20 protein-coding genes are annotated in these 23,440 nt (G+C 63.3%); 16 read left to right on the plus strand and 4 right to left on the minus strand.

Translation table 11 applies throughout. The features are described from left to right. Positions 1 to 25 precede the first annotated feature (25 nt). A complete protein-coding gene (nth, locus tag HMPREF2757_RS02670) occupies positions 26 to 787 on the plus strand; it encodes an endonuclease III (RefSeq protein ID WP_070573143.1) in 762 nt (253 codons plus the stop codon). Then, positions 775 to 1,467 (plus strand): NUDIX hydrolase, encoded by a 693-nt coding sequence (locus HMPREF2757_RS02675; protein ID WP_070573146.1) that lies wholly within the window; start codon positions 775 to 777, stop codon positions 1,465 to 1,467. Before nth ends, HMPREF2757_RS02675 begins: the two co-directional genes overlap by 13 nt. Positions 1,468 to 1,573: 106 nt before the next feature. Here the strand turns inward: HMPREF2757_RS02675 and HMPREF2757_RS02680 are convergent, their stop codons facing one another. Then, positions 1,574 to 1,981: a phage holin family protein gene (locus tag HMPREF2757_RS02680; protein ID WP_070573149.1), complete on the minus strand. Its 408-nt coding sequence runs from the start codon at positions 1,979 to 1,981 to the stop codon at positions 1,574 to 1,576. Positions 1,982 to 2,141: 160 nt separating this feature from the next. Continuing rightward, positions 2,142 to 4,100, minus strand: a complete 1,959-nt coding sequence (gene acs / locus HMPREF2757_RS02685) for an acetate--CoA ligase (protein WP_070573467.1) — start codon at positions 4,098 to 4,100, stop codon at positions 2,142 to 2,144. Between the two features lie 252 nt (positions 4,101 to 4,352). Here acs and HMPREF2757_RS02690 point away from each other — a divergent pair, with 252 nt between their 5' ends. Together HMPREF2757_RS02690 and HMPREF2757_RS02695 are read left to right on the plus strand one after the other, a co-directional pair. Further along, entirely contained in the window at positions 4,353 to 6,110 is a 1,758-nt protein-coding gene (locus HMPREF2757_RS02690) for a DMT family transporter (RefSeq protein WP_141750144.1), read from the plus strand. Further along, positions 6,110 to 6,949 carry a Fic family protein gene (locus HMPREF2757_RS02695; RefSeq protein ID WP_070573156.1) on the plus strand — a complete coding sequence of 280 codons (840 nt, stop codon included), beginning with the start codon at positions 6,110 to 6,112 and terminating at the stop codon, positions 6,947 to 6,949. Before HMPREF2757_RS02690 ends, HMPREF2757_RS02695 begins: the two co-directional genes overlap by 1 nt. Before the next feature lie 123 nt (positions 6,950 to 7,072). On the opposite strand, the gene HMPREF2757_RS02700 is transcribed toward HMPREF2757_RS02695, so the two are convergent. Then, positions 7,073 to 7,231 (minus strand): zinc transporter permease, encoded by a 159-nt coding sequence (locus tag HMPREF2757_RS02700; RefSeq protein ID WP_070573469.1) that lies wholly within the window; start codon positions 7,229 to 7,231, stop codon positions 7,073 to 7,075. A gap of 281 nt (positions 7,232 to 7,512) precedes the next feature. Here HMPREF2757_RS02700 and ssd point away from each other — a divergent pair, with 281 nt between their 5' ends. From ssd to HMPREF2757_RS02745, 9 genes are all read left to right on the plus strand, one after another. Further along, positions 7,513 to 8,529: a septum site-determining protein Ssd gene (gene ssd / locus HMPREF2757_RS02705; protein ID WP_070573158.1), complete on the plus strand. Its 1,017-nt coding sequence runs from the start codon at positions 7,513 to 7,515 to the stop codon at positions 8,527 to 8,529. Beyond that, positions 8,526 to 9,752, plus strand: coding sequence for a TadA family conjugal transfer-associated ATPase (locus HMPREF2757_RS02710; RefSeq protein WP_070573160.1), 1,227 nt, complete (start codon positions 8,526 to 8,528; stop codon positions 9,750 to 9,752). The genes ssd and HMPREF2757_RS02710 overlap by 4 nt, the downstream gene beginning before the upstream one ends. After that, the gene (locus HMPREF2757_RS02715; protein ID WP_070573163.1) at positions 9,749 to 10,471 is read left to right on the plus strand and encodes a type II secretion system F family protein; all 723 of its coding nucleotides are present in this window, start codon (positions 9,749 to 9,751) and stop codon (positions 10,469 to 10,471) included. Before HMPREF2757_RS02710 ends, HMPREF2757_RS02715 begins: the two co-directional genes overlap by 4 nt. Then, positions 10,471 to 11,094: a type II secretion system F family protein gene (locus HMPREF2757_RS02720; protein ID WP_070573165.1), complete on the plus strand. Its 624-nt coding sequence runs from the start codon at positions 10,471 to 10,473 to the stop codon at positions 11,092 to 11,094. The genes HMPREF2757_RS02715 and HMPREF2757_RS02720 overlap by 1 nt, the downstream gene beginning before the upstream one ends. 256 nt (positions 11,095 to 11,350) lie before the next feature. Beyond that, on the plus strand, positions 11,351 to 11,566 hold the full coding sequence (locus tag HMPREF2757_RS02725) for a DUF4244 domain-containing protein (RefSeq protein WP_083304056.1): 216 nt from the start codon (positions 11,351 to 11,353) through the stop codon (positions 11,564 to 11,566). Positions 11,567 to 11,673: 107 nt separating this feature from the next. After that, positions 11,674 to 12,012 (plus strand): TadE family type IV pilus minor pilin, encoded by a 339-nt coding sequence (locus tag HMPREF2757_RS02730; RefSeq protein ID WP_256278252.1) that lies wholly within the window; start codon positions 11,674 to 11,676, stop codon positions 12,010 to 12,012. 38 nt (positions 12,013 to 12,050) lie between these two features. Then, positions 12,051 to 12,446, plus strand: coding sequence for an Rv3654c family TadE-like protein (locus tag HMPREF2757_RS02735; protein WP_256278253.1), 396 nt, complete (start codon positions 12,051 to 12,053; stop codon positions 12,444 to 12,446). 98 nt (positions 12,447 to 12,544) lie between these two features. Continuing rightward, on the plus strand, positions 12,545 to 14,146 hold the full coding sequence (locus HMPREF2757_RS02740; protein WP_070573171.1) for a DASS family sodium-coupled anion symporter: 1,602 nt from the start codon (positions 12,545 to 12,547) through the stop codon (positions 14,144 to 14,146). A gap of 64 nt (positions 14,147 to 14,210) precedes the next feature. After that, positions 14,211 to 15,014, plus strand: a complete 804-nt coding sequence (locus HMPREF2757_RS02745) for a 3-oxoacyl-ACP reductase (protein WP_226829247.1) — start codon at positions 14,211 to 14,213, stop codon at positions 15,012 to 15,014. A gap of 99 nt (positions 15,015 to 15,113) precedes the next feature. Here HMPREF2757_RS02745 and HMPREF2757_RS02750 read toward each other — a convergent pair whose 3' ends face one another. Then, positions 15,114 to 17,606, minus strand: a complete 2,493-nt coding sequence (locus tag HMPREF2757_RS02750) for a DEAD/DEAH box helicase (protein ID WP_070573172.1) — start codon at positions 17,604 to 17,606, stop codon at positions 15,114 to 15,116. 76 nt (positions 17,607 to 17,682) lie between these two features. Between HMPREF2757_RS02750 and HMPREF2757_RS02755 the strand changes: the two genes are divergently transcribed. From HMPREF2757_RS02755 to HMPREF2757_RS02765, 3 genes are all read left to right on the plus strand, one after another. Beyond that, entirely contained in the window at positions 17,683 to 19,410 is a 1,728-nt protein-coding gene (locus tag HMPREF2757_RS02755; RefSeq protein ID WP_256278254.1) for a class I SAM-dependent methyltransferase, read from the plus strand. Positions 19,411 to 19,572: 162 nt separating this feature from the next. After that, positions 19,573 to 22,398: a type I DNA topoisomerase gene (gene topA, locus HMPREF2757_RS02760; protein ID WP_141750146.1), complete on the plus strand. Its 2,826-nt coding sequence runs from the start codon at positions 19,573 to 19,575 to the stop codon at positions 22,396 to 22,398. 276 nt (positions 22,399 to 22,674) lie between these two features. After that, the gene (locus HMPREF2757_RS02765) at positions 22,675 to 23,049 is read left to right on the plus strand and encodes an ectoine synthase (RefSeq protein ID WP_070573176.1); all 375 of its coding nucleotides are present in this window, start codon (positions 22,675 to 22,677) and stop codon (positions 23,047 to 23,049) included. The last annotated feature ends 391 nt before the right edge of the window (positions 23,050 to 23,440 follow it).

Genomic DNA, 23,440 nt, shown 5'->3' on the forward strand with positions numbered 1-23,440 from the left:
CTGACCAGCAGATAAAGGAGTGGGTGTGGCACACAACAGCGTGCTTGAGCGCAGTCAGCGTCGCTTTGCTGAGGAAACCCGGTTGGGCAGAGTCCGCAGGGCGCGCAAGATCGACAGGATGCTGCAGAAGGTCTTCCCGGACGCGCGTGCGGAACTGGACTTTCGCAATGCTTTCGAACTGCTGATAGCCACGGTGCTGTCGGCACAGACTACGGACGTTCGGGTCAACCAGGTGACACCGGAGCTATTTGCCGCATACCCGGATGCGACGACGCTTGCGCAGGCGCACGTGGAGGACGTGGAGGAGATCATCCGCCCCACGGGCTTCTTCCGGTCGAAGGCCAAGAACATCATTGCCCTGGCGGAGCAGCTTGTTGAGGAACACGCCGGCGAGGTGCCTGCTGACCAGGCAGCTCTGGTTCGGCTGCCCGGGGTTGGGGTGAAGACGGCAAACGTGGTGCTCGGCAATGCCTTTTCCACTCCCGGGCTGACGATCGACACTCACGTGGGGCGTTTGGCCAGGCGGCTGGGATTCACAAGCGAAGAAAACCCCGACAAAGTGGAAGCCGACCTGCTGCCCCTGTACAAGAAGTCTGATCTGACGATGGTTTCTCACAGGCTGATCTTCTTGGGGCGGCGCATCTGCCACTCGCGAGGACCGGCCTGCGGTGTGTGCCCGATTGCCCGCCTGTGTCCCAGTTACGGAATGGGCCCGCTTGATCCTGCCGAAGCCGAGGCGAAGCTCGCCTACGGTCTGGAGGTTCCACAGGGCGGATGGCAGCTGTGAGCGACGCCGGCCTCGTTGCGGCGCTGAGCGATTTGGCGCAGTCGGACATTTCCGATCACTGGATTCACCACCGCAGACCGAAAGAGGACGACTCTGTGCGCCCGGCGGCTGTTCTCATGCTGTTTGGCCGCGGGACCCAGCCGCGTACAGAGGCCGGACTGCGCGAACAGGACCGCTTGGGTGATTTCGGGGACGTTGACGTGGTGCTGCTCAAGCGCGCCGATACTCTGCGCAATCATCCCGGTCAGGTGGCGTTTCCAGGCGGCCGCAGAGATCCCGAGGACGCAACGGCAGTCGATGCGGCACTGCGGGAAGCGCGGGAGGAAACGGGGGTCGACCCTGCTCGAGTGAATGTGATCGGCACGTGGCCTTCACTGTGGGTTCCCGTCAGTCGGCACAGTGTGACGCCGGTGATCGCCGCATGGGACGGTCGGCAGGTGCTGCGGGCGGTAGACCGGGCGGAATCGTCTTCCGTGCACCGGGTGCCTGTAGCCGACCTTGTGGCACCTGCGAACCGCGGAGTGTTCAAGGTGCCGAAAACCGGATGGCACTCACCTGTTTTCGATGCCGGAGTTCTGCGCTCTTGGGGGTTCACCGCCGGGCTGCTCGACAGTGCGTTTGAAGCCCTTGGATGGTCGCGGGAATGGGATCGGACTAACCGCCTGCACATCGACATCTGAGCTCACCGAACACCAACCGCAGGTGAAAAGCGGTGCTCGCCACGCACGCAAAGGGGGGGCTGGTTCATATGAGCCAGCCCCCCCTTTAGGTTCGGGTTTCAGCCGCCTACACGCGCGGACCGGACGGGTTGGTCAGCGCAGTCTTGACTGCGGCGATGACCGACTTGCCGCGGTCAGTCGCACGAGTCGGCGTGGGGTTGCCCTTCTTGAACAGCGGCACGGCAATCGCCACGAGGACCGAGGCGATCACGACGTAGATGCCGAACACAATGAGGGTGCTGGCCCACCAGCCCCAACCGGCGAATTCGTGAAAGACAGCGACGAAGAACGCGGTCAGGACGAACAGGGACATGATGAGGATGCCCAGGCCGACGACGGTCAGACCGATAGCGGTGCCGAGTTTGACGGAACCCTCTTTGATCTCCTGCTTGGCCAGTGCGGCTTCTTCTTCCGCCAGAGCCTTTGTGTCGGCAGAGATGTCCCGCACGATTTGCGCAATGGACCGATCAGACATGGGTCGTTGCCTCCTAGAAAATGCACGCCTTTGTCTCGATACTAGTGCGAACAGTTCATCAGCACCAACGAAAGGTGAGGATGAGGCGGTGCTCACAGACACCTCGGGAGGGGGGGAATGGCGTCCCGCCTTTCCCGAAGCGCCCGTGCCGCAGCCTTGATCAGGAGTTATGCGCTCGGTCGACGGCCGCTTGGATGCTGGTCATAACGGAAGCGTCTGCCAGTGTCGAAGAGTCTCCTCCGTCTTTGCGCTCGGCGAGGTTCTTCAGCAGTCGGCGGACGATCTTGCCGGAGCGGGTCTTGGGCAGGTCGTCAACGAAGTAGATGTGCTTGGGTTTTGCGATCGGCCCGATTTCGCGTCCCACGTGCTGGCGCAGCTGTTCTTCTGCCCCGTCGCTGTCGGCGAAGTCACCGCGGGTGATGACAAACGCCATGACCGCCTGGCCGGAAGTCGGGTCATCGGCACCGACGACGGCGGCTTCGGCAACGGCGTCGTGGGACACCAGGGCGGACTCGATTTCAGCGGTCGACAGGCGGTGGCCGGACACGTTCATGACATCGTCAACGCGGCCGAGGAACCAGATGTCCCCATCGTCATCGAAACGGGCGCCGTCACCGGCGAAGTACATGTTTTCAAAACGCGACCAGTACGTGTCTTTGTAGCGCTGGTCATCGCCGTAGACACCGCGCAGCATAGACGGCCACGGTTCGGTGATGACAAGGTAGCCTGCCCGGTTGCTGCCGATGTGCTCACCGGTGTCATCGACGACGTCGACGCTGATGCCCGGCAGCGGACGCTGTGCTGAGCCCGGTTTGGTGGAAACCACGCCGGGCAGGGGAGCGATCATGTTCGCCCCGTTCTCGGTCTGCCACCAGGTGTCGACAATCGGGCACTTCTCGCCGCCGATCACCCGGTGGTACCACATCCACGCTTCCGGGTTGATGGGTTCGCCGACGGAGCCCAGCAGTCGCAGCGACGAAAGGTCGTGCTCCGCCGGGATCTCCTCACCCCACTTCATGAACGTGCGGATGGCAGTCGGGGCGGCGTATAGCTGGGTCACCCCGTACTTTTCGACGATCTCCCACCAGCGGCCCCGGTGCGGGCTGTCGGGAGTGCCCTCGTAGATGACCTCCGTCATGCCCATAGCCAGCGGCCCGTAGGCGATGTAGGTGTGCCCCGTGATCCAGCCGACATCGGCGGTGCACCAGAAGACATCGGTTTCCGGCTTGGCATCGAACACGTACTTCATGGTGTAGGCCGCCTGGGTGAGGTAGCCGCCGGAGGTGTGGAGAATGCCCTTGGGCTTTCCTGTGGTTCCCGAGGTGTAGAGGATGAACAGCGGCTGTTCGGCCGGGAAGAACTCGGGGGTGTGGTCAGCGGACTGGCGGTCGACGACATCGTGGAAGTACTGGTCGCGCCCGTCGACCATATGGGCGTCTTCGCCGGTGCGCTTTGCCACCAGCACGTGGCGAACAGGGGTGTCGCCGTGGCTCAGGGCCTCGTCGACCGTCGCTTTGAGGTCAGACGGCTTGCCGCGGCGGAAACCTCCGTCGGCGGTGATGACGACTTCCGCTTGCGCATCCATAATGCGCGAGTGCAGGGCATCGGGGCTGAAACCGCCGAACACAACTGAGTGTGCAGCGCCCAGACGAGCGCAGGCGAGCATCGAGATGACCGCTTCGGGAATCATCGGCATGTAGAGGGCCACGCGGTCTCCGCGGCTGACTCCCAGTTCTGTCAGAGCGTTTGCGGTCTGGTTGACCCGGCGTGACAGCTCCGCGTAGGTGATGTCCTGAGTGTCTCCGGGTTCGCCGACAAAGTGTAGAGCCACACGGTCGCCGTTGCCGGCTTCTACGTGTCGGTCAACACAGTTGTAGGCGATATTGAGCTCGCCGTCCTGGAACCACTTGGCAAAGGGCGGGTTGGTCCAGTCGAGGACTTCCGTAAAGTCCTTGTGCCACGTGAGGAGTTCGCGCGCCTGGTCAGCCCAGAATCCCAGGCGATCGGCTTCTGCGCGCCGGTAGAGGTCTTCGGTTCCGTTGGCCTGGTCTGCAAATGCCTGCGGGGGAGCGAAGGTGCGGTTTTCTCGCAGCAGGCTCTGTGTGTTCTCGTCTGCCAAAACATCCTCGTTTCGTCGGTGAGTCCCGACCCTGTGAGCTTCACTGCGCACGCGGGTCACTGCATTCTTCACACTACTCCTGCTGTAACCACTGCAAAAGTGCGAACCGCACGTGACGCGATTCGCAGGCGGTTATTGGGTGTTCTGCAGTGCACGCAGTGGAACCGTGTGAAAACATAGCCGGTGTGTACTGATGGGGCCCGCCCGGTTTGCAGGCTTGCCGTCTAAACGCGAATTAAGGAGTCAATGAGCATGAGCAGTCCATCTGGCAGTCAGCCATACTATCCAGGCGGCTTCTCGCAGCCCGGTCCCCACTACGGCCAGCAGGACGCGCAGAGCGCGCAGTCTGCGTTCAGCCAGGGGCAGCCCTACGGTGCAAGTCCCCAGGCCTTTACCCAGGGACCGCCGCACGGTTCGGGGCAGAACCCGCCGGCGGGCGCAGCTCCCGGCACGATGGTAGGCTCCATGCCCGGCACAGTTGGCAGCTTTCCTCCGGCTCAGCCCAGCAAACAGGACTCCGCATTCGGGCTCCGCGAAATTCTTCTGGCCTCCGGTGCCTTTCTGGTTTTCGTCTCTGTATTCCTGCCCCAGTACAGGTGGTCGGACGCGTACTACGGCGATGGCTCCTACGGGTGGCTGTGGTCGTTCAATATTCACGGCACCGGCGTTCTCATGCTCGGGGTTCTGCCCATTCTCGCCGCTGGTCTCATCGGGGTTCTCAACAAGACGGTTCGCTCGTTCCCGCAGAACATCGGATCGTTCAGCCCGGACCAGTTCGTCACGGTCCTGGCAGCCACCGGTGCCGCGGTGCAGTTTGTGCGGTTCATTCACCTGTTCCCGTTCGCTAACCCGTCGTGGGGTGCCTTCATTGGGCTCATCGGTGCTGGGCTTGCGGCATTCGCCGCAGTCTTCACCGTGATTCCGGCACTCGGAGCGGACGAATTCGAAGCTCGCGAGTCTGTTCCCGCACACCCGAAGGCTCGCCCCGTACGCCGTGCTCCGGTGCAGGCGCCGGCTGTGCAGCCCGGTCCCGTGCAGTCGGCACCCGGCCATCCCGGCATGGTCCAGAGCGGCCCGGCCCATACCGGCTACGCTCAGGGATGGCCTGCTCCCGGCCACCCGAGTCAGACTGGCCACCCGAGCCAGGCGGGGCAGCTGGGTCAGGCTGGCCACCCGAGTCAGGGTGGGCACCCGGGCCAGGCAGATGAGCCGAACCAGGCGGGTCAGCCGGGGCAGCCGGGTCAGGCACACAGCGGCCCGATGCAGCCTGGTTTCGTTGAACCCCAGCCCGCTCAGCCCGAGTCTGCTCAGTCTGAGCCCGTTCAGCCCGAACCGAACCAAGGCGGCGCTGCACTGGGAGCACAGTGGGACGCCGGCCAGGTCGGAGCTTATTCACAGCCGTCGGCCCACGGCACAGAGGCCGTTCAGGAAAACCCCGCACCTGCCCCTTCGGAAACTGTTGCCTCGGCTGCTGAAAATCCCACCGGGGGCATCGAACCCAACGTGGCCTCGCGCGATAGCCGCCAGGAGCGCGAAGTCCATCGCGCCGCCTCGGAAGAAAGCGCTTTTGAAGAGGACGCGACTATGGTCAGTGGCACCTCGGCCCTTGACCATGGACTGGAGCAGACCCAGCGGCTTGAGCCGATCCAACACGACCAGCCGGAGCAGCCGCAGCCTGACCGCCCGATTCAGTCGGACCAGCCGTTCCAGCCCGACCAGCCCCTGCCGGAGCGCAGGCGTCTAAGGCAGGCCCAGTCGGAGGCGCCCCAGCCGGAGCAGCCGCAGCCTGAACAGAGGCAGCCAAAGCACGCCCACCCGCAGCGTGAGCCCTTCTGGTTCGCGGTTCCAGAACCGCGAACGGCCGTCGAAGCATCCGGCCAGCCGGTTTTCCAGCTGGAACCCGGCAAGTGGATTCTGGCGCTTGCCGACAACGGCGATACGTTCACGGTGCAGAGCGAAGACGGTCGGATCGGCGAGCTGCGCAATGTCCACGGAGTCGAACGCGGCTGATGACTGACCTTTCACAGGCCCTGCGCTCATTGGCGCAGGTGCCGACGGTGGAGGATGCCATCGAACGCGTTCGCACCGCCTGCACTCAGCTGCGCTGGCACAACGCGCTGCGCAAGCGAATGGCCGAATGCCGCGCCGAAGCGACCGTTCGGGCGGCCCGCACCTCAGCGGCTTTGGAAGGTGCCAGGTATCCGCTGAACTATGTGCGCGAAGTCATCGGCGCTGGGCGCGAAGTGACTGACGACATGTCGGGCGTGCAGCTGACTGCGGCGGTTCGCGTGGCAGCCGTCGCAGACGAACTGTCGCAGACCCCGGATGCTCTGCGGTCCGGCTTCATGGGGCACCTGGCCAGGCTGAGCCTGGCAGGCGGAGCAGGTTTGGCCGAGGACGATCAGCTGGGCAGGCCGCGCCGTGCCGGGGAAGAACCCGGAGACATGGGCGGACTGCCCTCGGCACCGAGCCCGGACGAAGTCCAGCAGCGTCTGGCCGACCTCGAAGCTCTGCTGCAGGATGAGAGCCTTCCCGGCTTCGTCGTTGCGTGCATTCTGCACGGGGAGATCCTGGCGATGCGCCCCTTTGTGATCGGCAACGGACTCATTGCCCGGGCGCTGTTTCGCATTCACATGGTGTCTTCTGGCGTCGACATCACGGGCGTTGCGGTGCCGGAAGCCGCTCTGCTGTCTGACGCAGCAGGCTATGGCGAAGCCGGTGCTGCCTACACCAGCGGGCGGGACGTCATCGGCTGGATCACTATGAATGCCGAAGCTGTGGAAAAGGGCGTCGGCGAAGGCGTTCAGATCTGCCAGAGCGTGCAAGCCGGGCGCATTCCGCGCACCTGAGAGCAGCCGCGAGCCACAGCAAAGGCCGAGGCGGAACCCCTATAGGAAGTTCCGCCTCGGCCTTTGTCGTGGCTCGAGTGAGCTGGTGCGGTCAGTCAGCTGACAGTGTGAGTGCGGTCAGATTCAGGCCGCGCACTCGTCGTAGTGGTCACCGTGTTCTGCGTGGCGGTGGCCGTCGTGCACGTAGTCAACGTGGTCGCCGTGCTGGACGGCTTCGTGACCGCAGTTGGGGCCGTGGGTGTGTTCGTCTTTGGTGTGGTGAGCTTCGCAGCCTGCAGCCATGATGTTCTCCTTGTGTTCTGCGCTGGGTGTGCGCATGTGCTGTCTGCGCCGGATATGACCGGCTTGGTGGCTCCATTCTCGCAGATATATAAACGAATGGCAATATATTGATTCGCTGGTGTGGGGTTGGGGTGGGCGGGCTTTTGGCGCGCGCTGAACTTTTGCGGGCACTGTGGGGCGCGACTGTGACTTGTGTGCTGTGGACTGTGGACAGCCAGCCGCTTGTCAACAGGGCCATGCGGAGCGTTTTCGCCGTTGAGTGAAAAGGCAATTGTTGAGGTATGAATCGACCTCGCGTAGTGCTCTTCACCCGAGTGCCCAGCCTTATCGACCACTGTGCCGCGCTTGCAGACGGCATTGGACTGGGCCTTGATATCCGTCTGCCGGAGAACGGCGGCTGGCAGGACGCGGCGCTCGTTCTGATCGGCGACGACATCACGGAGGCCCCGGACGTGGGAAATGTCCCCACCGTCCTTGTGACGCTGACGCAGTCCAACGCTGTGTGGGCAGCCGCAGCGCGCCTGGGAGCAGACACCGTGGCGGTGCTGCCCGCAGGGGCGGAATGGCTCACCATCCGCATGATCAACGCCGTCGAACCGCCGGCAGAACCCGCTCAGACGTGGGGCTTCGTCGGCGGGGTCGGAGGAGCGGGAACCTCGGTGCTTGCAAGCGCGGTTGCACGCAGTGCCGCAGCGCAGGGCATCGACACGGTGCTGCTCGACGCCGATCCGCTGGGCGGGGGCCTCGACCTCGTCCTCGGTGCGGAGGGCAAAGACGGTCTGCGCTGGCCGAGCCTGGCAGCATCGCGCGGCAGACTGCGTCCTTCCACTCTGCGGGATTCGCTGCCGCGCACCGACGGGCTGGCGCTGCTGTCGTGGGACCGCACGGGAACAGAGGAGCTCACACCCGACGTCTTCGAAGCTGTCATGACGGCTGCACAGCAGGCATTTGAGCTGGTAGTCGTGGACCTGCCGCGACACGCGCCCGTGCAGTGGGCCCGCATGTGCAGTGAACTCACCGTTGTCGTGCCCGGCAGGGTGCGCGCCGCGGTCGCAGCATCGCGGGTCGCCAGGCGCCTCGAGGCAGTCAACTCAGCCGTGCGCATTGCAGTGCGAGACGCGGGCAGGGGCGGTGTGCGGCCCGAACTCGTAGCCGACACAATCGGCTTTCCGCTGGTGGGAATCATCAGGGACGACCCCCAGACGGCTTCAGCCGTGGATCGCGGTGAAGGCTTGCCGATCGCCCGCACTCACGTGGGGCGCCTGGCTGAAAGAATCGTGGAAGGCAGCCCGCTGTGACTCTGGAAACCCAGTGGCTCGATGCTGAGCTCATCCGCGATGTCAGAACGCACCTTTTGGAGAACCCCGGCCCGGTAACCGCCGGGTCCGTGGCGGCAGCACTTGCCCGCAGCGGCCGGGTGGTTGGATCTGCTGAACTTCTGGAGCTGGTCAGCCGCATCTCGGCTCAGCTGGGCGGGGCCGGCCCGCTGCAGTCGCTTCTTGACGAACCGGACGTGACCGATGTCTTCGTCAACAGCCCCCAAGACGTTTGGATTGACAGAGGAAGCGGGCTGACTCGCGTTCCCCTGTCACTGGGAACCGAAGACGACGTGCGGGCACTTGCAGTGCGTTTGGCAGCACTCGGCGGCAGGCGCCTGGACGACTCTCAGCCGCTCGTGGACGTCCGCCTGCCGGACGGAGTGCGGCTCAACGCGCTCATTCCACCGCTTGCCGGTGAGCACACCGTGATGTCCTTCCGCGTTCCCCGCAGCAAAGGCTTCAGGCTCGCGGAGCTGATTGCCCGCGATTTTGTGCCCGCAGACATCGCCGAGGTTCTGCTGGGGCTGTTGGAAGTGCGGGCTAATATCCTCATATCCGGTGGAACCGGATCGGGAAAAACCGTTCTTCTGGGAGCGCTTCTTGCAGAGCTTCCCGCAGACCAGCGGATCGTCATCGTCGAAGATTCACGGGAACTCAACGTCCGCCATGACCACGTGGTGCAGTTGGCTGCCCGCCAGGCAAATGTCGAAGGCATGGGCGAAGTCTCCATGGCCGATCTGGTGCGCAACGCCCTGCGCATGCGGCCGGACAGACTCATCATCGGGGAATGCCGGGGCGCGGAGGTCCGTGACATGCTCACGGCTCTCAACACCGGCCACGAAGGCGGGTGCGCCACCATCCACGCCAACACCGCATCCGCGGTTCCCGCCCGGCTCGAAGCTCTCGGTGCGCTGGCAGGCATGACTTCGGAGGCAGTGCGCTCGCAGTCGGTGACCGCGATCGACGTCATCCTGCACATCACCCGCGGGCGTGACGGACACAGAAGACTCTCCGAAATCGCCGCGCGCACAAGCTCCGGCCGTCCTGCACCGAGCTTGCCGCGCACGCAGGGTGCGGGGACTGTGGAAGCTGGCGACACCTCGGCAGAACTGGCGACAGTGTGGAGCGCCGAACGCGGTCCGAACGCGGGCTGGAAGGGCTTTCTTGACTGGCTTAGGCGGAAACAGGGGGCGCGGTCATGATTCTCTTGGCTGCTGTGCTGGCTGCAATGGCGGCCGGGCTGTGGATGTGGGACCCTGCCGAAAGGCGTCTGCGGAAGCTGCTGGCTGGTGATCGCACAGATGTTTCGGGCGGGCGAATACGGGGGCGTGCTAAGAGCTTTGTGCGGCGTTTTCGCAGATCCGAAAACGAAGATGAAGAACATGCGGCTGCCGCAATCGCCGTCATCGACCGCGCTGCTGAGCTGCTGCGTGTGGGGGCAGCACCCTCAACGGTGTTGGCGCACCTGGCGAAGCTTCCCGGGCCGGAGGACCTGCGGACAGCTTTGGCTACGGCGGCGCGCTCGGCCGAGCTCGGCACCGCTGCGCATCAGGCGCTCTCCACGCAGGCGGAAGGGCTGCCAACACTGTCAAAGGACATTCTTCTGCACATGGCCTCCGTGTGGTTTGTTGCGGAGTCTGCGGGTGCGCCGGCTGCGAATCTGCTGGAGCGGTTTGCGAAGACCGCGCGAATGCAGACCGATTCGGCACGGGAGCGGGCCATAGCACTGGCCGGACCCCAGTCGACGGTGAAGGTTCTCACCGCACTGCCGCTCATGTCTTTGGGCCTGGCAGTGCTCATCGGGGCTGATCCGGTGGAACTTTTGGCTTCTGTCCCCGGTGCCGTGTCGTGCATCAGCGGTGCGGTGCTGCTGGTGGTCGGGCGACTGTGGATGCGGCGCATGTTGAAAAGGGCGCAGTGATGGCCGGGCTGTTTGCCGCAGTGCTCATTGCGGCCGCCGTGTGGCTGTGGATAGGGGACTCAGACGAACGCTTGAAACGTGTGCTTGGATCCAGGGCACGCGATGGCCGGACAGAAGAGGAGCCGCGTGAAGAGCAGCGTTCCGCCGGTTGGCTGGCCGTCCTGCTGCAGCGTCGGAGCAGGCAGAAGAAAGAGCACGGCGAGTCTGACTTGGAGGCGCTCGCCTTTGATCTTGAGCTGACCGCCATATGTCTTCGTGCGGGCCTGCCGATAGAGCGGGCTTTGGCTCTGGCAGCCGCCGCCGGCGGAGATCGGTCTGATTTGGGTGCTCTGAGCCGGGCGCTCGAACTCGGGCAGACCGACTTCGATGCCGAGCATCTGAACGAAGTCTTTGTGCTCATCCGCTTCTCAGCGCAGACAGGTGCGGCTTTGTCTGGTCTGCTGTCTGCCATGGCGTATGACCTGCGGCGGGCCGAACACCAACGCCGGCGCCTGGCGGCGGCGAAGCTGGGAGTGCAGCTGGTCATTCCGCTGGGCGTGTGCATTCTGCCGGCGTTCGTGCTGCTTGGCATTGTTCCCGTGGTGCTCACCCTCATCGACGACATGTCGGTGCTCTTTGGCTGAACGTGATTGCTCATTCAGAACCGAATGGGATCCGCCGCGGTTGAAACACGAATTCAGCGGCGGAGCTTCGCCTGCACTCAGCTGTGAAGGGCTGTGTTGGCTGCTTGAGTTCACGGTGCCGAAAAACGAGCTATTGAACTGCAGTTCTTAAGCCTGGGGATAACTCCGCGGTTGTCCCCAGGCTTTTCTTCGCTCTTCTTTTGGATGCGTCCGGGGCGCACGCTGGAAGCACCATCTGAAGAAAGGAAGGAAAAAGATGGACAACGAAGTTCAGGAACTCGTTCCGATTGAAGAAGAAAAGAAAGCTGTCCGGCTGCGCAAACCGGACAGGGGAGCAACAACCGCCGAATATGCGATCACAACGCTTGCTGCGTGTGGTTTCGCGGCACTTCTGGTGCTGGTTCTGAAGTCCGACGGCATTCAGGCTGCCATCACCGGCGTCATCACCAGCGCACTCAAACTCGGCGGGTGATAGCTGTGCCCACTTCGATGTTTCGCTCAGGGAGCGGGGTTCCTGGCGCTGCTCGTATGTCATTCGCTCCTCGCCGAAAGCGGACCGCTGGAAAGGACTGCGGTGCTGTGACGGCCGAATTCGCCATGATCATGCCGGCCATTGTGCTCGTCATCCTCATGGTCATCGGGGTGGGCACGCTCGGTCTTGCGCAGCTTCGATCCTACGAAGCTGCGCGGGCCGGCGCCCGTGAAGCCGCGCGCGGCGAACCAATCGCAGAAGTGCGCCGCAGCGCAGAAAGCAAAGCCGGGCCCGGGTCTGCTGTCGAAATCGGCAAAGACGGCGAATACACGACCGTGACCGTCACGATTGCCACACCGAAAACCGTGCGCAGGTTCATTCCGCACGTCCAAGCGGTGCAGAGAGCACGCACCGAAAGCGGCACCCAACCAGGCGGTGCACAGTGAGCGCGTACCGAAAGCGGCAGCCAGCCAGGCGGTGCACAGTGAACGCGCACCAAAAGCGGCAAACAGACCGCAATCGTTCGAAAGATCGTGGTTCGACGCCCGTAATCGCGGTCAGCATCATGGGTATTGCCGCAGTGCTCATAGCCGGTCTTGGCCTGACCGGCAGAGTGCTTCTGGTGTCCGCTCGTGCTGATGGCAGCGCCGACCTCGCGGCCCTGGCTGCAGCGGACGCCGCAAGGGGAACTCAGCCAGGCGAGCCCTGTGACGTTGCAAAGAAGCTCATCGAAGCTGACGGCTTCACATTGGACGACTGCATTGCCCGACCGGATCTCGGTCGGGTCAAAATCACAGTCAAAGCGAAGCTGCCAGCACCGTTTCCGGCGGTTAAAAGATCCGCCGTCGCAGGTGGTCCGCAGGCACGAGCCGCTGGTTGAAAATTCAAAACGGGGGCAGTTCATGCAGCGTTTGCGCTCAGGGAGTAACGTCGAAAGCGAACCTCTCAATTCGCAGCACACCGACTGATTGGAACGCTATGGCCACCTCAGGCAAGAGTCCCCTCCGCAAACAGGCTGAACGCCGATCACGCGATTCCGAATCCGCCAAGCGGGAAAAGGCAGTTGTCTCTCAGGTACAGGAAGCCGACTCCAGCAAACACCCTGACGGCTTCCTCGCTCACCTGAACCTCAAACCGGTCTGGTTCTTCATCGCCTGTGCCGCACTCATCGGTGTGCTGTTCATTCCCACCGGCGACGACCTGACCCTTGCTGGAAAAATGGGCCTGGCCGTGCTGGCCTTCGCCATCGTCATGTGGGTGACAGAAGCTGTCACCTACACGGTTTCGTCCATCTTGATCGTCGGAATCATCACCGTCATGCTGTCCTTCGCCCCGGCACTCGAAGGTGATTCTGCCGAAGCGATGGGCACGACCGAATCAATCAAACTGGCCCTGAGCGGTTTCTCCAGCGCGGCCGTCGCACTGGTCGCCGCAGCGCTCGCCCTGGCTGCCGCAATGCAGGCCACCGGCCTGCACAAGCGCTTGGCTCTCATGGTGCTGAAAGTCGCCGGCGAAAAAACCAGCAGCGTGCTCATCGGCGCGATCGTGATCTCAACGATTCTCGCGTTCTTCGTCCCCTCCGCAACAGCTCGCGCCGGTGCCGTCGTGCCGATCCTCCTGGGCATGGTCGCAGCCTTCGGTCTGCCCACCAACTCGCGCCTGGGCGCACTCCTCATCATCACCGCAGCCCAAGCAGTGTCCATCTGGAACGTCGGCATCAAAACCGCCGCCGCACAGAACCTCGTGGCAACCGGCTTCATCGAATCGTCCATGGGCCAGTCAGTTTCGTGGGGACAGTGGTTCATGTGGGCCGCCCCGTGGTCAGTGCTCATGAGCATCGCCCTGTTCTTCATCATGCGCCGCGTCATCAAACCCGAAGTCGACCACATCCAGGGCGGCCGCGCAGTAGTTGAAAAAGAACTCGCCGAACTAGGCCCCATCACCGGCAAAGAAATCCGCCTGATCATCGTCGCTGTGTGCCTGCTGTTCCTGTGGGCAACCGAAGAAGTCCTGCACCCATTCAGCTCGGCAACCGTCACCATCGTCGCCATCGGCTTCCTCCTGCTTCCCCGAGTGGGAGTGTTCTCCTGGAAGACCGCCGAAAAGCTCATCAACTGGGGCACGCTCATCGTGTTCGCCGTCGGCATTTCGCTCGGCTCACTGCTGCTGAACACAGGAGCGGCAACGTGGCTGTCAGAGAAGACCTTCGGGGCCCTGGGCGTAACCGACATGCCGATGCTCGCCATGATCGCCCTCGTGGGCATCTTCACCATCCTCATCCACCTGGGCTTTGCTTCAGCTACCTCGCTCAGCTCCGCGCTCATCCCTGTGTTCATCGCCCTGGCACAGTCCATCCCGGGTGCGGCCAGCGGCGGAATCGGGTTCGTCATCATCCAGCAGTTCCTCATCTGCTTCGGATTCCTGCTTCCCATTTCCGCACCGCAGAACATGCTCGCCTACGGAACCGGGGCCTTCACCGCCAAGCAGTTCCTCAAATCGGGTATCCCGATCACGATCGTCGGATACCTGCTGGTCCTGCTGCTGTCCGCAACCTACTGGAAGTGGATCGGTCTGGTCTGATAGCCGGGTTAAAGTGGAACTCCACGCAGTCTGACCAACACTGGTCAATACCCGGGGAGGTTCAATGACGAACGCACAAGCCCACACAACAGCAGCCATGCCCGTGCGCGAGCAGCTGGTGCTGGTCACCGGTGCCGCGCGCGGGCTTGGGGCCGCACTCGTCAAAGCCTTCCATGCCGAAGGTGCGGCGGTTGTCATCAACTACCGCAACTCGGAAGACCAAGCGTCTCGCCTTGCCGAACAGATTCGGGCGAAAGGCGGCGATGCTCTGGCAGTGCGCGCAGATGTCACCGACTTCCGCGAAGTCAAAGCCATGTTCGACGCCGCACGCGAAGAATTCGGCAGGCCCGTAACCACCGTGGTCAACAACGCCCTGGTGGACTTCTCCTTCAACGGCGACCAGCGCCCTGACGCTGACTCGATTTCCTATGCTGCTTTCGACGACCAGTTCCGCGGCACCATCAGCGGGGCGGTCCACGTCATTCAGGCCGCAATGAACGGGTTCCGTGAAATCGGCTCGGGCCGAATCATCAACATCGGCACCAACCTGTTCCAAAACCCCGTCGTGCCGTATCACGACTACACCGCCGCCAAAGCCGCCCTGCTGTCGCTGACGCGCACTTTCGCAAAAGACCTCGGTCCGCTGGGCGTGCGCGTCAACATGGTGTCCGGCGGCCTGCTGCGCACCACCGACGCATCGGCTGCCACCCCGGATGACGTCTTCGACGCGATCGCAGCAACAACGCCTCTGGGGCACGTGACCACACCGGAGGAATTCGCTTCGGCGGCCATGTTCTTTGCACAGCCGGCATCGCGGGCGGTCACAGGGCAGAACCTCGTGGTCGACAACGGCCTCGTCACGGACTGAGTGCGGCAGGGGAGCGCCGAGAGGCCCCGGCGAGGCGGCACACGGCTGCCGGGCCGCCCTGTCTCCCGGGGCGCCACCTCGCTTTCGTGAGGACACCCCTCACGTCAGCATCTGCAGCAGCAGGCGCCGGGCGGCGTCTTTGTCGAGCGGCTCATTGCCATTGCCGCACTTGGGACTCTGCACGCAGCTGGGGCAGCCGTTGGCGCACTCGCAGCTGTCCAGAGTGTCCAGTGTGGACTGCCACCAGCGACGGAACTCAGTGAAGCCGCGCTCGGCAAATCCCGCCCCGCCCGGCTGACCGTCGTGCACGAAGACCGTCGCCATGCCGGTGTCAGCATGTCTGTCAGATGACACCCCTCCGATGTCCCACCGGTCACAGCCGGCAAACAGCGGCAGCAGGCCGATTGCACAGTGCTCAGCCGCGTGAACCGCACCCGGCAAGTCCGCCGCATCCACCTCGGCATCGGCTATCAGGCCCTCCGGTGCCGTCCACCACACCGCCGTGGTCCGCAGGGTGCGGGCGGGAAGATCGAGCTCGAACTCCCCCAAGCGGACCCCGGTGCGCTTCTGTTTGCGCACAAACGATGTGACCTGGTCGGTCACGTCGACGGTTCCGGTGAAAACGCGCACGCCGCTGGGCAGGGCGAACTGGTCGTGGGTTTCGACAATGCTGATTTCGGTTGTCGACTGCGCTTGTGTTGTGAAGTCCACCGTGACCTGCTGGACCATCGCCACCGAACTGTCCAAGTCGAGGTCCAGCACCTGATACTCGACGCCCTGATGGACGTAGATCGCGCCGGTGTGGGTCTGTGTGTGCGCGCTGGCGTCGTCAACCGTTCCCAGCAGCTGGCCAGTTTCCTGTTCGACAAGCCTGACCTGCCCGCCGCCGGAGCCGCGAATGTCGGTCAGCGCGGCCGCCGATTCCGCTTTTGTCCAGAACCACCCGGTGGGCCGGGCCCGCAACATTCCGTGTTCGGTCAGCTGGGAGACAAGCTGAGCTGTTTGAGATGACGAGGCGCCGCCCCGCTCATCTGCTTGTTCGGGCTGGGCTGTGGTGGCCCGGTCTGTGGGGAGTCGGCCCGTGCTTGGGTGGGTGTGGGCGTCGAAGCGCGGGAAGTCGTCGGCTGTCAGCGGCAGTTCGGCGGCTGCGGCCAGCAGGTGACCCGCCAGGACATAGGGGTTGGCGGGGTTGATGACGCCGGCGTCGACGGGCGTGTCGAAGATCGCCTCGGGATGGTGGACCACGTAGGTGTCCAGCGGGTCATCGCGGGCAATGAGAACAGCGCACCACTGCTGACCGGATCGGCCCGCCCGTCCCGCCTGCTGCCACAGGGCTGCAAGGGTGCCGGGCCAGCCGGCCATGACGACCACATCGAGACCGGATATGTCGATGCCCAGTTCCAGAGCATTTGTCGAAGCCACAGTGCGCAGCTTGCCGCTGCGCAGAGCGGTTTCCAGCATGCGGCGCTCTTCTGGGAGATAGCCCCCGCGGTAGGCGGCAATTGTCTTCGTCAGTTTTGGCGCGATGCTTTCGACTTCCGTGCGGATCGCCCCTGCGAGAGCCTCGGTTCCCTTCCGGGATGCGATGAAGGCAATCGATCGGTATCCGGCACACGTGGTGTCGGTGAGCATGTCTGCGGCTTCGGCGATTGTGGATCGGCGAGCTGCGTCGACTGGAAGCGGCACGGCCGTGGGGAGTTGGTGGTCGTCGCGGGCAGCCGCGTCACGGGCCGCGGCAGGGTCTGCGTCTGCCGGGTCGGGGCTTGGGGACGGCATGAAGTCTGTGGCATCGGACCCGGGCAGCAGCGGCGGTTCCCACAGGATGAATTCGCCGGCGGCCCGCGGCGAGCAGTCGTCGGTGATAGCGGCAGCCCGGCGGCCGGTCAGCCGAGCGAATGTCTCAGCGGGTTCGCTCATGGTGGCCGAAGCACCGATGACAACGGGCTGGGCGCCGTAGTGTTCGGCAATGCGCAGCAGTCGACGCAGCACCAGCGCCACGTGTGAACCGAAAACGCCGCGATACCGGTGGGCTTCGTCGACGACGATGAACCGCAGCGATTTGAACCAGCGCGCATATCGGGAGTGGGCCGGAAGGACCGAGCGATGCAGCATGTCCGGGTTGGTGAACAGCAGGTTGGCCCACCTGCGAGCCCAGTCTTTCTGCGCGTGCGAAGCATCCCCGTCGAAGGCTGCCGGACGCAGCCCCCGCAGGGGAAGGCTCGCTGCGGCGGTGAGCTGATCGTGTGACAGGGCCTTGGTCGGTGCCAGGTATATGGAGGTTGCCGGGCGGACTCTGTCGCGAGTCCGGGCAATCGAGTCGAGGATCGGCACGAGGAAGGTCAGGGACTTCCCCGACGAGGTGCCGGTCGCCACCACTGTGTCAGTGCCTGATGCAATGCTGTTCACAGCTTCGACCTGGTGCTTGTACGGCTTGGTGATGCCCGTACCGGCGAATACCGCGGTGACGTCGTCATGCACCCAGTCGGGCCAGTCACCGGTAACTGCATGCCGCTGCGGAATGCTCTCAATGTGCGTCACGCGGTCGGCACGTTCGCCAAAGCGAGTGAGGAGGTCGGTAAGAGCGGACGGCATGCGCGCATTCTCTCACGCGCCTGCGTTGTGCGTAGGCTTGATATGCGCTGTCTGCCGCCTGCTGTTGGAAGGAAATATGCGAAGCTCACTGCCGGCTGTGCCCAAGATCGACTCTGCGGGGGCTGCTGGAATGCCTGCAGGCTCTGAAGCAGCAGCGGGTTCTGGAGAGCCCGCTGGCCGCGGCCAGACCGCGGGGTCTGAATGGCCCTCGCACCTGCGCTCATCACTGGAAAGTCTGGAGTACACACAGCCGGGTTTGAAAGCTCTGTGGGGGCCTGACGTCGATCAGGCGCTGTTGACTAACGATGCCGCGCCCGCCCTGTGGTTTGCGCGCACAAGCTCCGCTTCGCTTGCTGTTGTCGCACGGCTGTTCCTGCTGGCGGATGCTGTTCCCACTGCCAGCGCTGAGGATGCACTCGGTGCTGATCTCACCAGTGCGCTGCGCGCTGCGGGCCTGCTGGTCCCAGCCGATGCTGGTGAATCGCACTCAGGTGATCAGCACTCGGGTGAGTATCAGGTGGAAGGCGAGCGGCGCCTCGTGAGTTCAGTGTCGATTGTCCCGTACTCCCTGCCCGTGGGCGTGCCGCGGCTGGTGGGGCAGCGCAAACCCGACACCCTCTACCTGGCCTCCGATTTCGGCACGCTGACCCAGCCGACGGTTCTCGACGGGAGATACGTGCTGGGACTCGGTGGTGCCGGGCGCACTCTCATTGAGATCACGCCGCGCGAAGCCGTGACAACAGCGGCTGACATCGGCACGGGCTGCGGTATTCAAGCGCTTGCTCTGGCCCTGCACGCAGACAGCGTCATCGCCACGGACATCTCTGCGCGCGCTCTTGAATTCACGCGGCTGAACGCGCAGATCAACGGGATCGACAACATCGAAACCCGCAGGGGCAGCCTGCTGGAGCCACTGCGCGGGCAGGCGGTCGATCTGCTGGTGACCAACCCGCCGTTCGTTATCACGCCGCAGGCTGCCCGGGGGCAGTTTGAGTACCGAGACGGCGGGCTGCCGGGTGACCAGCTGATGCGCTCACTGGTGCGCGATATTCCGGGCCACCTGACCGAAGGCGGACAGGCCGCCATGCTCGGCAACTGGGAAGTGGCCCAGTCGGGAGCCGAGGCCGGCCCCGTCGCCTGGCACAAGCACGAGCAGACTGCGAGTGTGGGTTCGGCCGCCGGCGAAACATCGCTCATGGTGATTGAACGTGAGCAGCTGACTCCGACCGCCTATGCGCACACCTGGATTCGCGACGGCGGGGTGGCTCGGGCCAGTGGACAGTGGAACGCAGATACCGCAGCCTGGCTTGACGACTTCGCTGCCCGCTCAGTCGAGCAGATCGCCTTCGGGTGGGTGCGCTTCAAACGCAGCGCGGCTGCCTCGGCGTTCGCGGCCGCTGACCGCATCAGCGGACCACTCGGGGCAAACGCGGCGGGACTGGCGGCGTTTCTCGACACCCGCATGGCGATGCTCGAATGGCTCGAAGGCGCAGAAGACTCAGAACTTGCAGCCACGGCGTTCGTGCGCGGATCCGACATCGTCGAACACCGACATCACGAACCCGGCAGCGAAAATCCGTCCGTCATCGAAATGGCCCAGGGGACAGGCTTCGGGCAGACGCTGACGGTCGACACCGCACTTGCGGCATTCATCGGAGTGGCTGACGGGAGCATGACCCTGCGGACCGTCGCCGGGGCGCTCGCCGCCCTGCTCGAAGTCGATTCTGACAAGCTGTGCCAGCAGCTGGTCAGGCAAGTGCGCGACATACTCCCGCTCGGGTTCGTCTACCCTGTACTCGAGTGAGACCGTTACAGTCAGGTGAGAACAGCTGGACGCACCCGGGCCGTGTCGTACAGCTGCTGACAGCGGCTGAAAGCAGTTCACAGACGGTGGTGCGATCATCAGCGTTGCCGTCGTGTCAGTGCCCGGTGTTACATTCGCAGCGTGTCCGTGGAAAGGAAAACTGTGGCTGAGAAGAAACCACGTCGTTTGGTGATCGTCGAGTCCCCGACGAAAGCGCGGACGATTGTCGGCTTTTTGGGCGACGGCTACACCGTCGAAGCCTCAGTGGGACACATTCGGGATCTCCCGCAGCCCTCTGAACTGCCCGCGGACATGAAAAAAGGGCCCTACGGCAAATTCGCGGTCGACGTGGACGACGGCTTCAAGCCCTACTACCGGGTGGACCCTGACAAAAAGAAGAAGGTCACCGAGCTGCGCAAGTTGCTCAAAGAGGCCGACGAACTCTACCTGGCAACAGATGAAGACCGCGAAGGCGAGGCCATTGCGTGGCACCTTCTGGAAGTGCTCAAACCCAAAGTGCCGGTCAAGCGCATGGTGTTCCACGAAATCACTCCGGAAGCTCTCGAAAGGGCGCTGGAGAACACGCGCGAAATCGACCACGACCTCGTGCACGCGCAGGAAACCCGCCGTATTCTCGACCGCCTGTACGGCTACGAAATCTCTCCAGTCCTGTGGCGCAAAGTCCGTGCGGGCCTGTCTGCCGGCCGCGTGCAGTCCGTTGCCACCCGCCTGGTCGTCGAACGCGAACGTGAGCGCATGGCGTTCATTTCAGCCGACTACTGGGACCTCGACATCGACCTGCAGGCTCCCGGTCAAAGGGAGAGCTTCGCGGCCAAGCTCACCGCCGTTGACGGGCAGAAGATCGCACAGGGCCGCGATTTCACCGACGAAGGCACACTCAAACCGCGCACCAAAGCTCGCATCCTCACTCAGCAGGATGCCGAAGGCCTTGCCGCAAAACTCAGCGGCGACGCCAAAGACGGACTGTCGGTGGCGGCACTGGAGACCAAACCGTACTCGCGCCGTCCCGCAGCGCCCTTCACCACCTCGACCCTTCAGCAGGAAGCTGGCCGCAAGCTGCGCATGAGCGCGCGCCAGGCCATGCGCACCGCACAGTCACTGTACGAAAACGGCTACATCACCTATATGCGTACGGACTCGCCGGTCCTGTCCACAGAAGCGCTTTCAGCTGCCCGCCGCCAGGTGGGCGAACTCTACGGCCCCGAATTCGTGCCCTCCAAGCCGCGCATCTACGCGTCCAAGCAGAAGGGCGCGCAAGAAGCCCACGAAGCCATCAGGCCCGCCGGTGACCACTTCCGCACCCCGGCCCAGGTGTCAAAGCAGCTGCGCGGCGACGAATTCAAGCTCTACGAACTCATCTGGAAGCGCACCGTCGCATCCCAGATGGCTGATGCCAAGGGGTCGACCGCGACCATGCGGATCAATGCCGACCTCGGCAGCGGCAGCAGCGCCGAACTGACCGCAAGCGGCACCGTCATCACGTTCAAGGGATTCCTCGCCGCCTACGAAGAAGGCCAGGACCTCGAACGCTACGGATCCGACAAAAAGGACAAGAGCCGCCTGCCGGACGTCAAAGAAGGCGACGCGCTGTCGGTCGACCGGGTGGAAGCCGACGGCCACACGACCGCACCGCCGCCGCGCTTCACAGAAGCCAGCCTGGTCAAGCGCATGGAAGAGCTCGGAATCGGCCGCCCCTCAACGTATGCGGCAATCATCTCCACCATCCAAGACCGCGGCTACGTCACGACCCGCGGCAATGCGCTCATTCCCAGCTGGCTGGCATTCTCGGTGGTCAAACTGCTAGAAGAGCACTTCGACGACCTCGTTGACTACCAGTTCACCGCTGGTCTGGAAGCTGATCTCGACGAAATCGCCAAGGGTGATGAAAACAGCGCCGAATGGCTGCGCGATTTCTACTTCGGCAACAGCGCCGACGACGGTCACGATGCGCCGGCGGGCATGGACTCCGACGTTGGCCACGTTGGGCTGAAGGCAATCGTCGACAACCTCGGCGACATCGATGCGCGTGAACTGAACACGGTGAACATCGCAGAGGGCATCAACCTGCGCGTTGGCCGCTACGGGCCCTACCTCGAAGCCGAAGGCGACAACCCGGAACAGCCCAAACGAGTGTCGTTGCCCGATGACCTCGCCCCGGACGAACTCACGGCAGAAAAGGCTCGCGAACTCATCGAAAAACAAGGCGACGGCGACCGCGAACTCGGTGTAGACCCAGAAAGCGGACACACGATTGTCGCCAAGAGCGGCCGCTTCGGCCCCTATGTCACAGAGGTTCTGCCGGAACCTGACGAAAAGCCCAAGCGGGGAACCAAGAAGCCCAAGCCGCGTACAGCGAGCCTATTCAAATCAATGGACCTCAACACCATCGGGCTGGAAGAGGCGCTGAAGCTGCTGAGCCTGCCGCGGGTTGTCGGCCAGGACGCCGAAGGTGTGGACATCACGGCACAGAACGGACGCTACGGTCCGTACCTCAAGAAGGGCACGGATTCCCGGTCTATCGAATCTGAAGAGCAGATCTTCACCATTACGCTTGAAGAAGCCGAAAAGATCTTCGCACAGCCCAAAACTCGCGGTCGCCGTGCTGCAAAACCGCCGTTGAAGGAATTCGGCACCGACCCGAACTCCGAAAAGCCGGTCGTGCTCAAGGACGGTCGTTTTGGTCCTTACGTCACCGACGGCACCACGAACGCAACTCTGCGCAAGGACGACACCGTCGAAGGCATCACCGCCGAACGCGCATTCCAGCTGCTGGCAGAAAAGCGCGCCAAGGGGCCTGCCAAGAAGAAGACGACCACACGCAAGACCACTGCGCGCAAAACGACTGCGGCTAAGACCAGCACTGCGAAGAAGACAACGACTAAGAAGAGCACTTCGACGACCAGCGCTGCGAAGACCGGCGCTGCGAAGAAGACAACGGCCAAAACCAGCACTGCTGAGAAGTCGTGACGGATAGGGAGGGCGTCTTCTCTGCTTTCGCCGCGGGCGCGTCGTGGAAGAGAGAGGACGCCTTCGGCAATGGTGCTAAGAGACGTCGAAGTCAGCAGCTTGGATGTTGCCAACTGCTGTGTTCGATCTTTCCATGAAGCCGCCTGCCCTTTGACTGCGGCCGGGGAGAATCCTAGGTAAGCTCTGAAAATGTCCCCTGCGCCTTGATTGCGCAGGGGACATTTTCATAGCGTGAATGAACATACGTATTTCTCAATACGACTTATAGGAGGCACCGTGTTCACACGTTCCGTTGACGATGTCGAATCCGTTGAGTGGGGTGCTGGAACCAGCCAGCGCGTCCTGACTGCAAAAGACAACATGGGTTTCGCAGCTGCCCGCACCGTTGTGCGCAAGGGAACTGAATCGAAACTTGAATACCGTAACCACCTCGAAGCCTGCTACTGCATTTCGGGGTCCGGCAATGTTGAGGACACGGACGGCAATGTGTACCCCGTAACCCCCGGCGTCATCTACGTGCTGGACAAGCACGACCCGCACTATCTGCGTGCCTCCGATCACGAAGACATGGAGCTGCTGAGCATCTTCAACCCGCCGATCGACGGCACTGAAAAGCACGTGCTGAGCGAAGACGGATTCTCCAGCTACTGATTTTCTACCGCATCGCCCGGTCTGCGTACAGTCGCGCAGGCCGGGCTTTGTTGTGTTCGGCAGCCAGGCTGGATCCGCGGGCTGATGCAGGTTTGCGCTTTAATGCGCCGCATCAGCGCGTGGATCCGCATTACCGCGTGAACTTGGCGCAGTGCGGGCGGCCAGACGAGGTGCCGACAAGGTGGGCGGGAGCCAGCCGTTGCGACCAAAGTTATCCACAGGATGTGCACACCCCCTTGTGGAATCCGAGATGCTGCGGTGACATAAAAGGGCGCATAGTGTTTTCACCAACCAAATGGCGGTGACCTGCGGCATCCAAATGGGACAGCTGCGGTCACAGCCGTTTCGTGTTGCATTGAACGCCTGCACCGCGGGATTTATGTGGTTGTGC

It is taken from the genome of Brevibacterium sp. HMSC063G07 (assembly GCF_001810665.1).
In the GTDB taxonomy this organism is placed as follows: domain Bacteria; phylum Actinomycetota; class Actinomycetes; order Actinomycetales; family Brevibacteriaceae; genus Brevibacterium.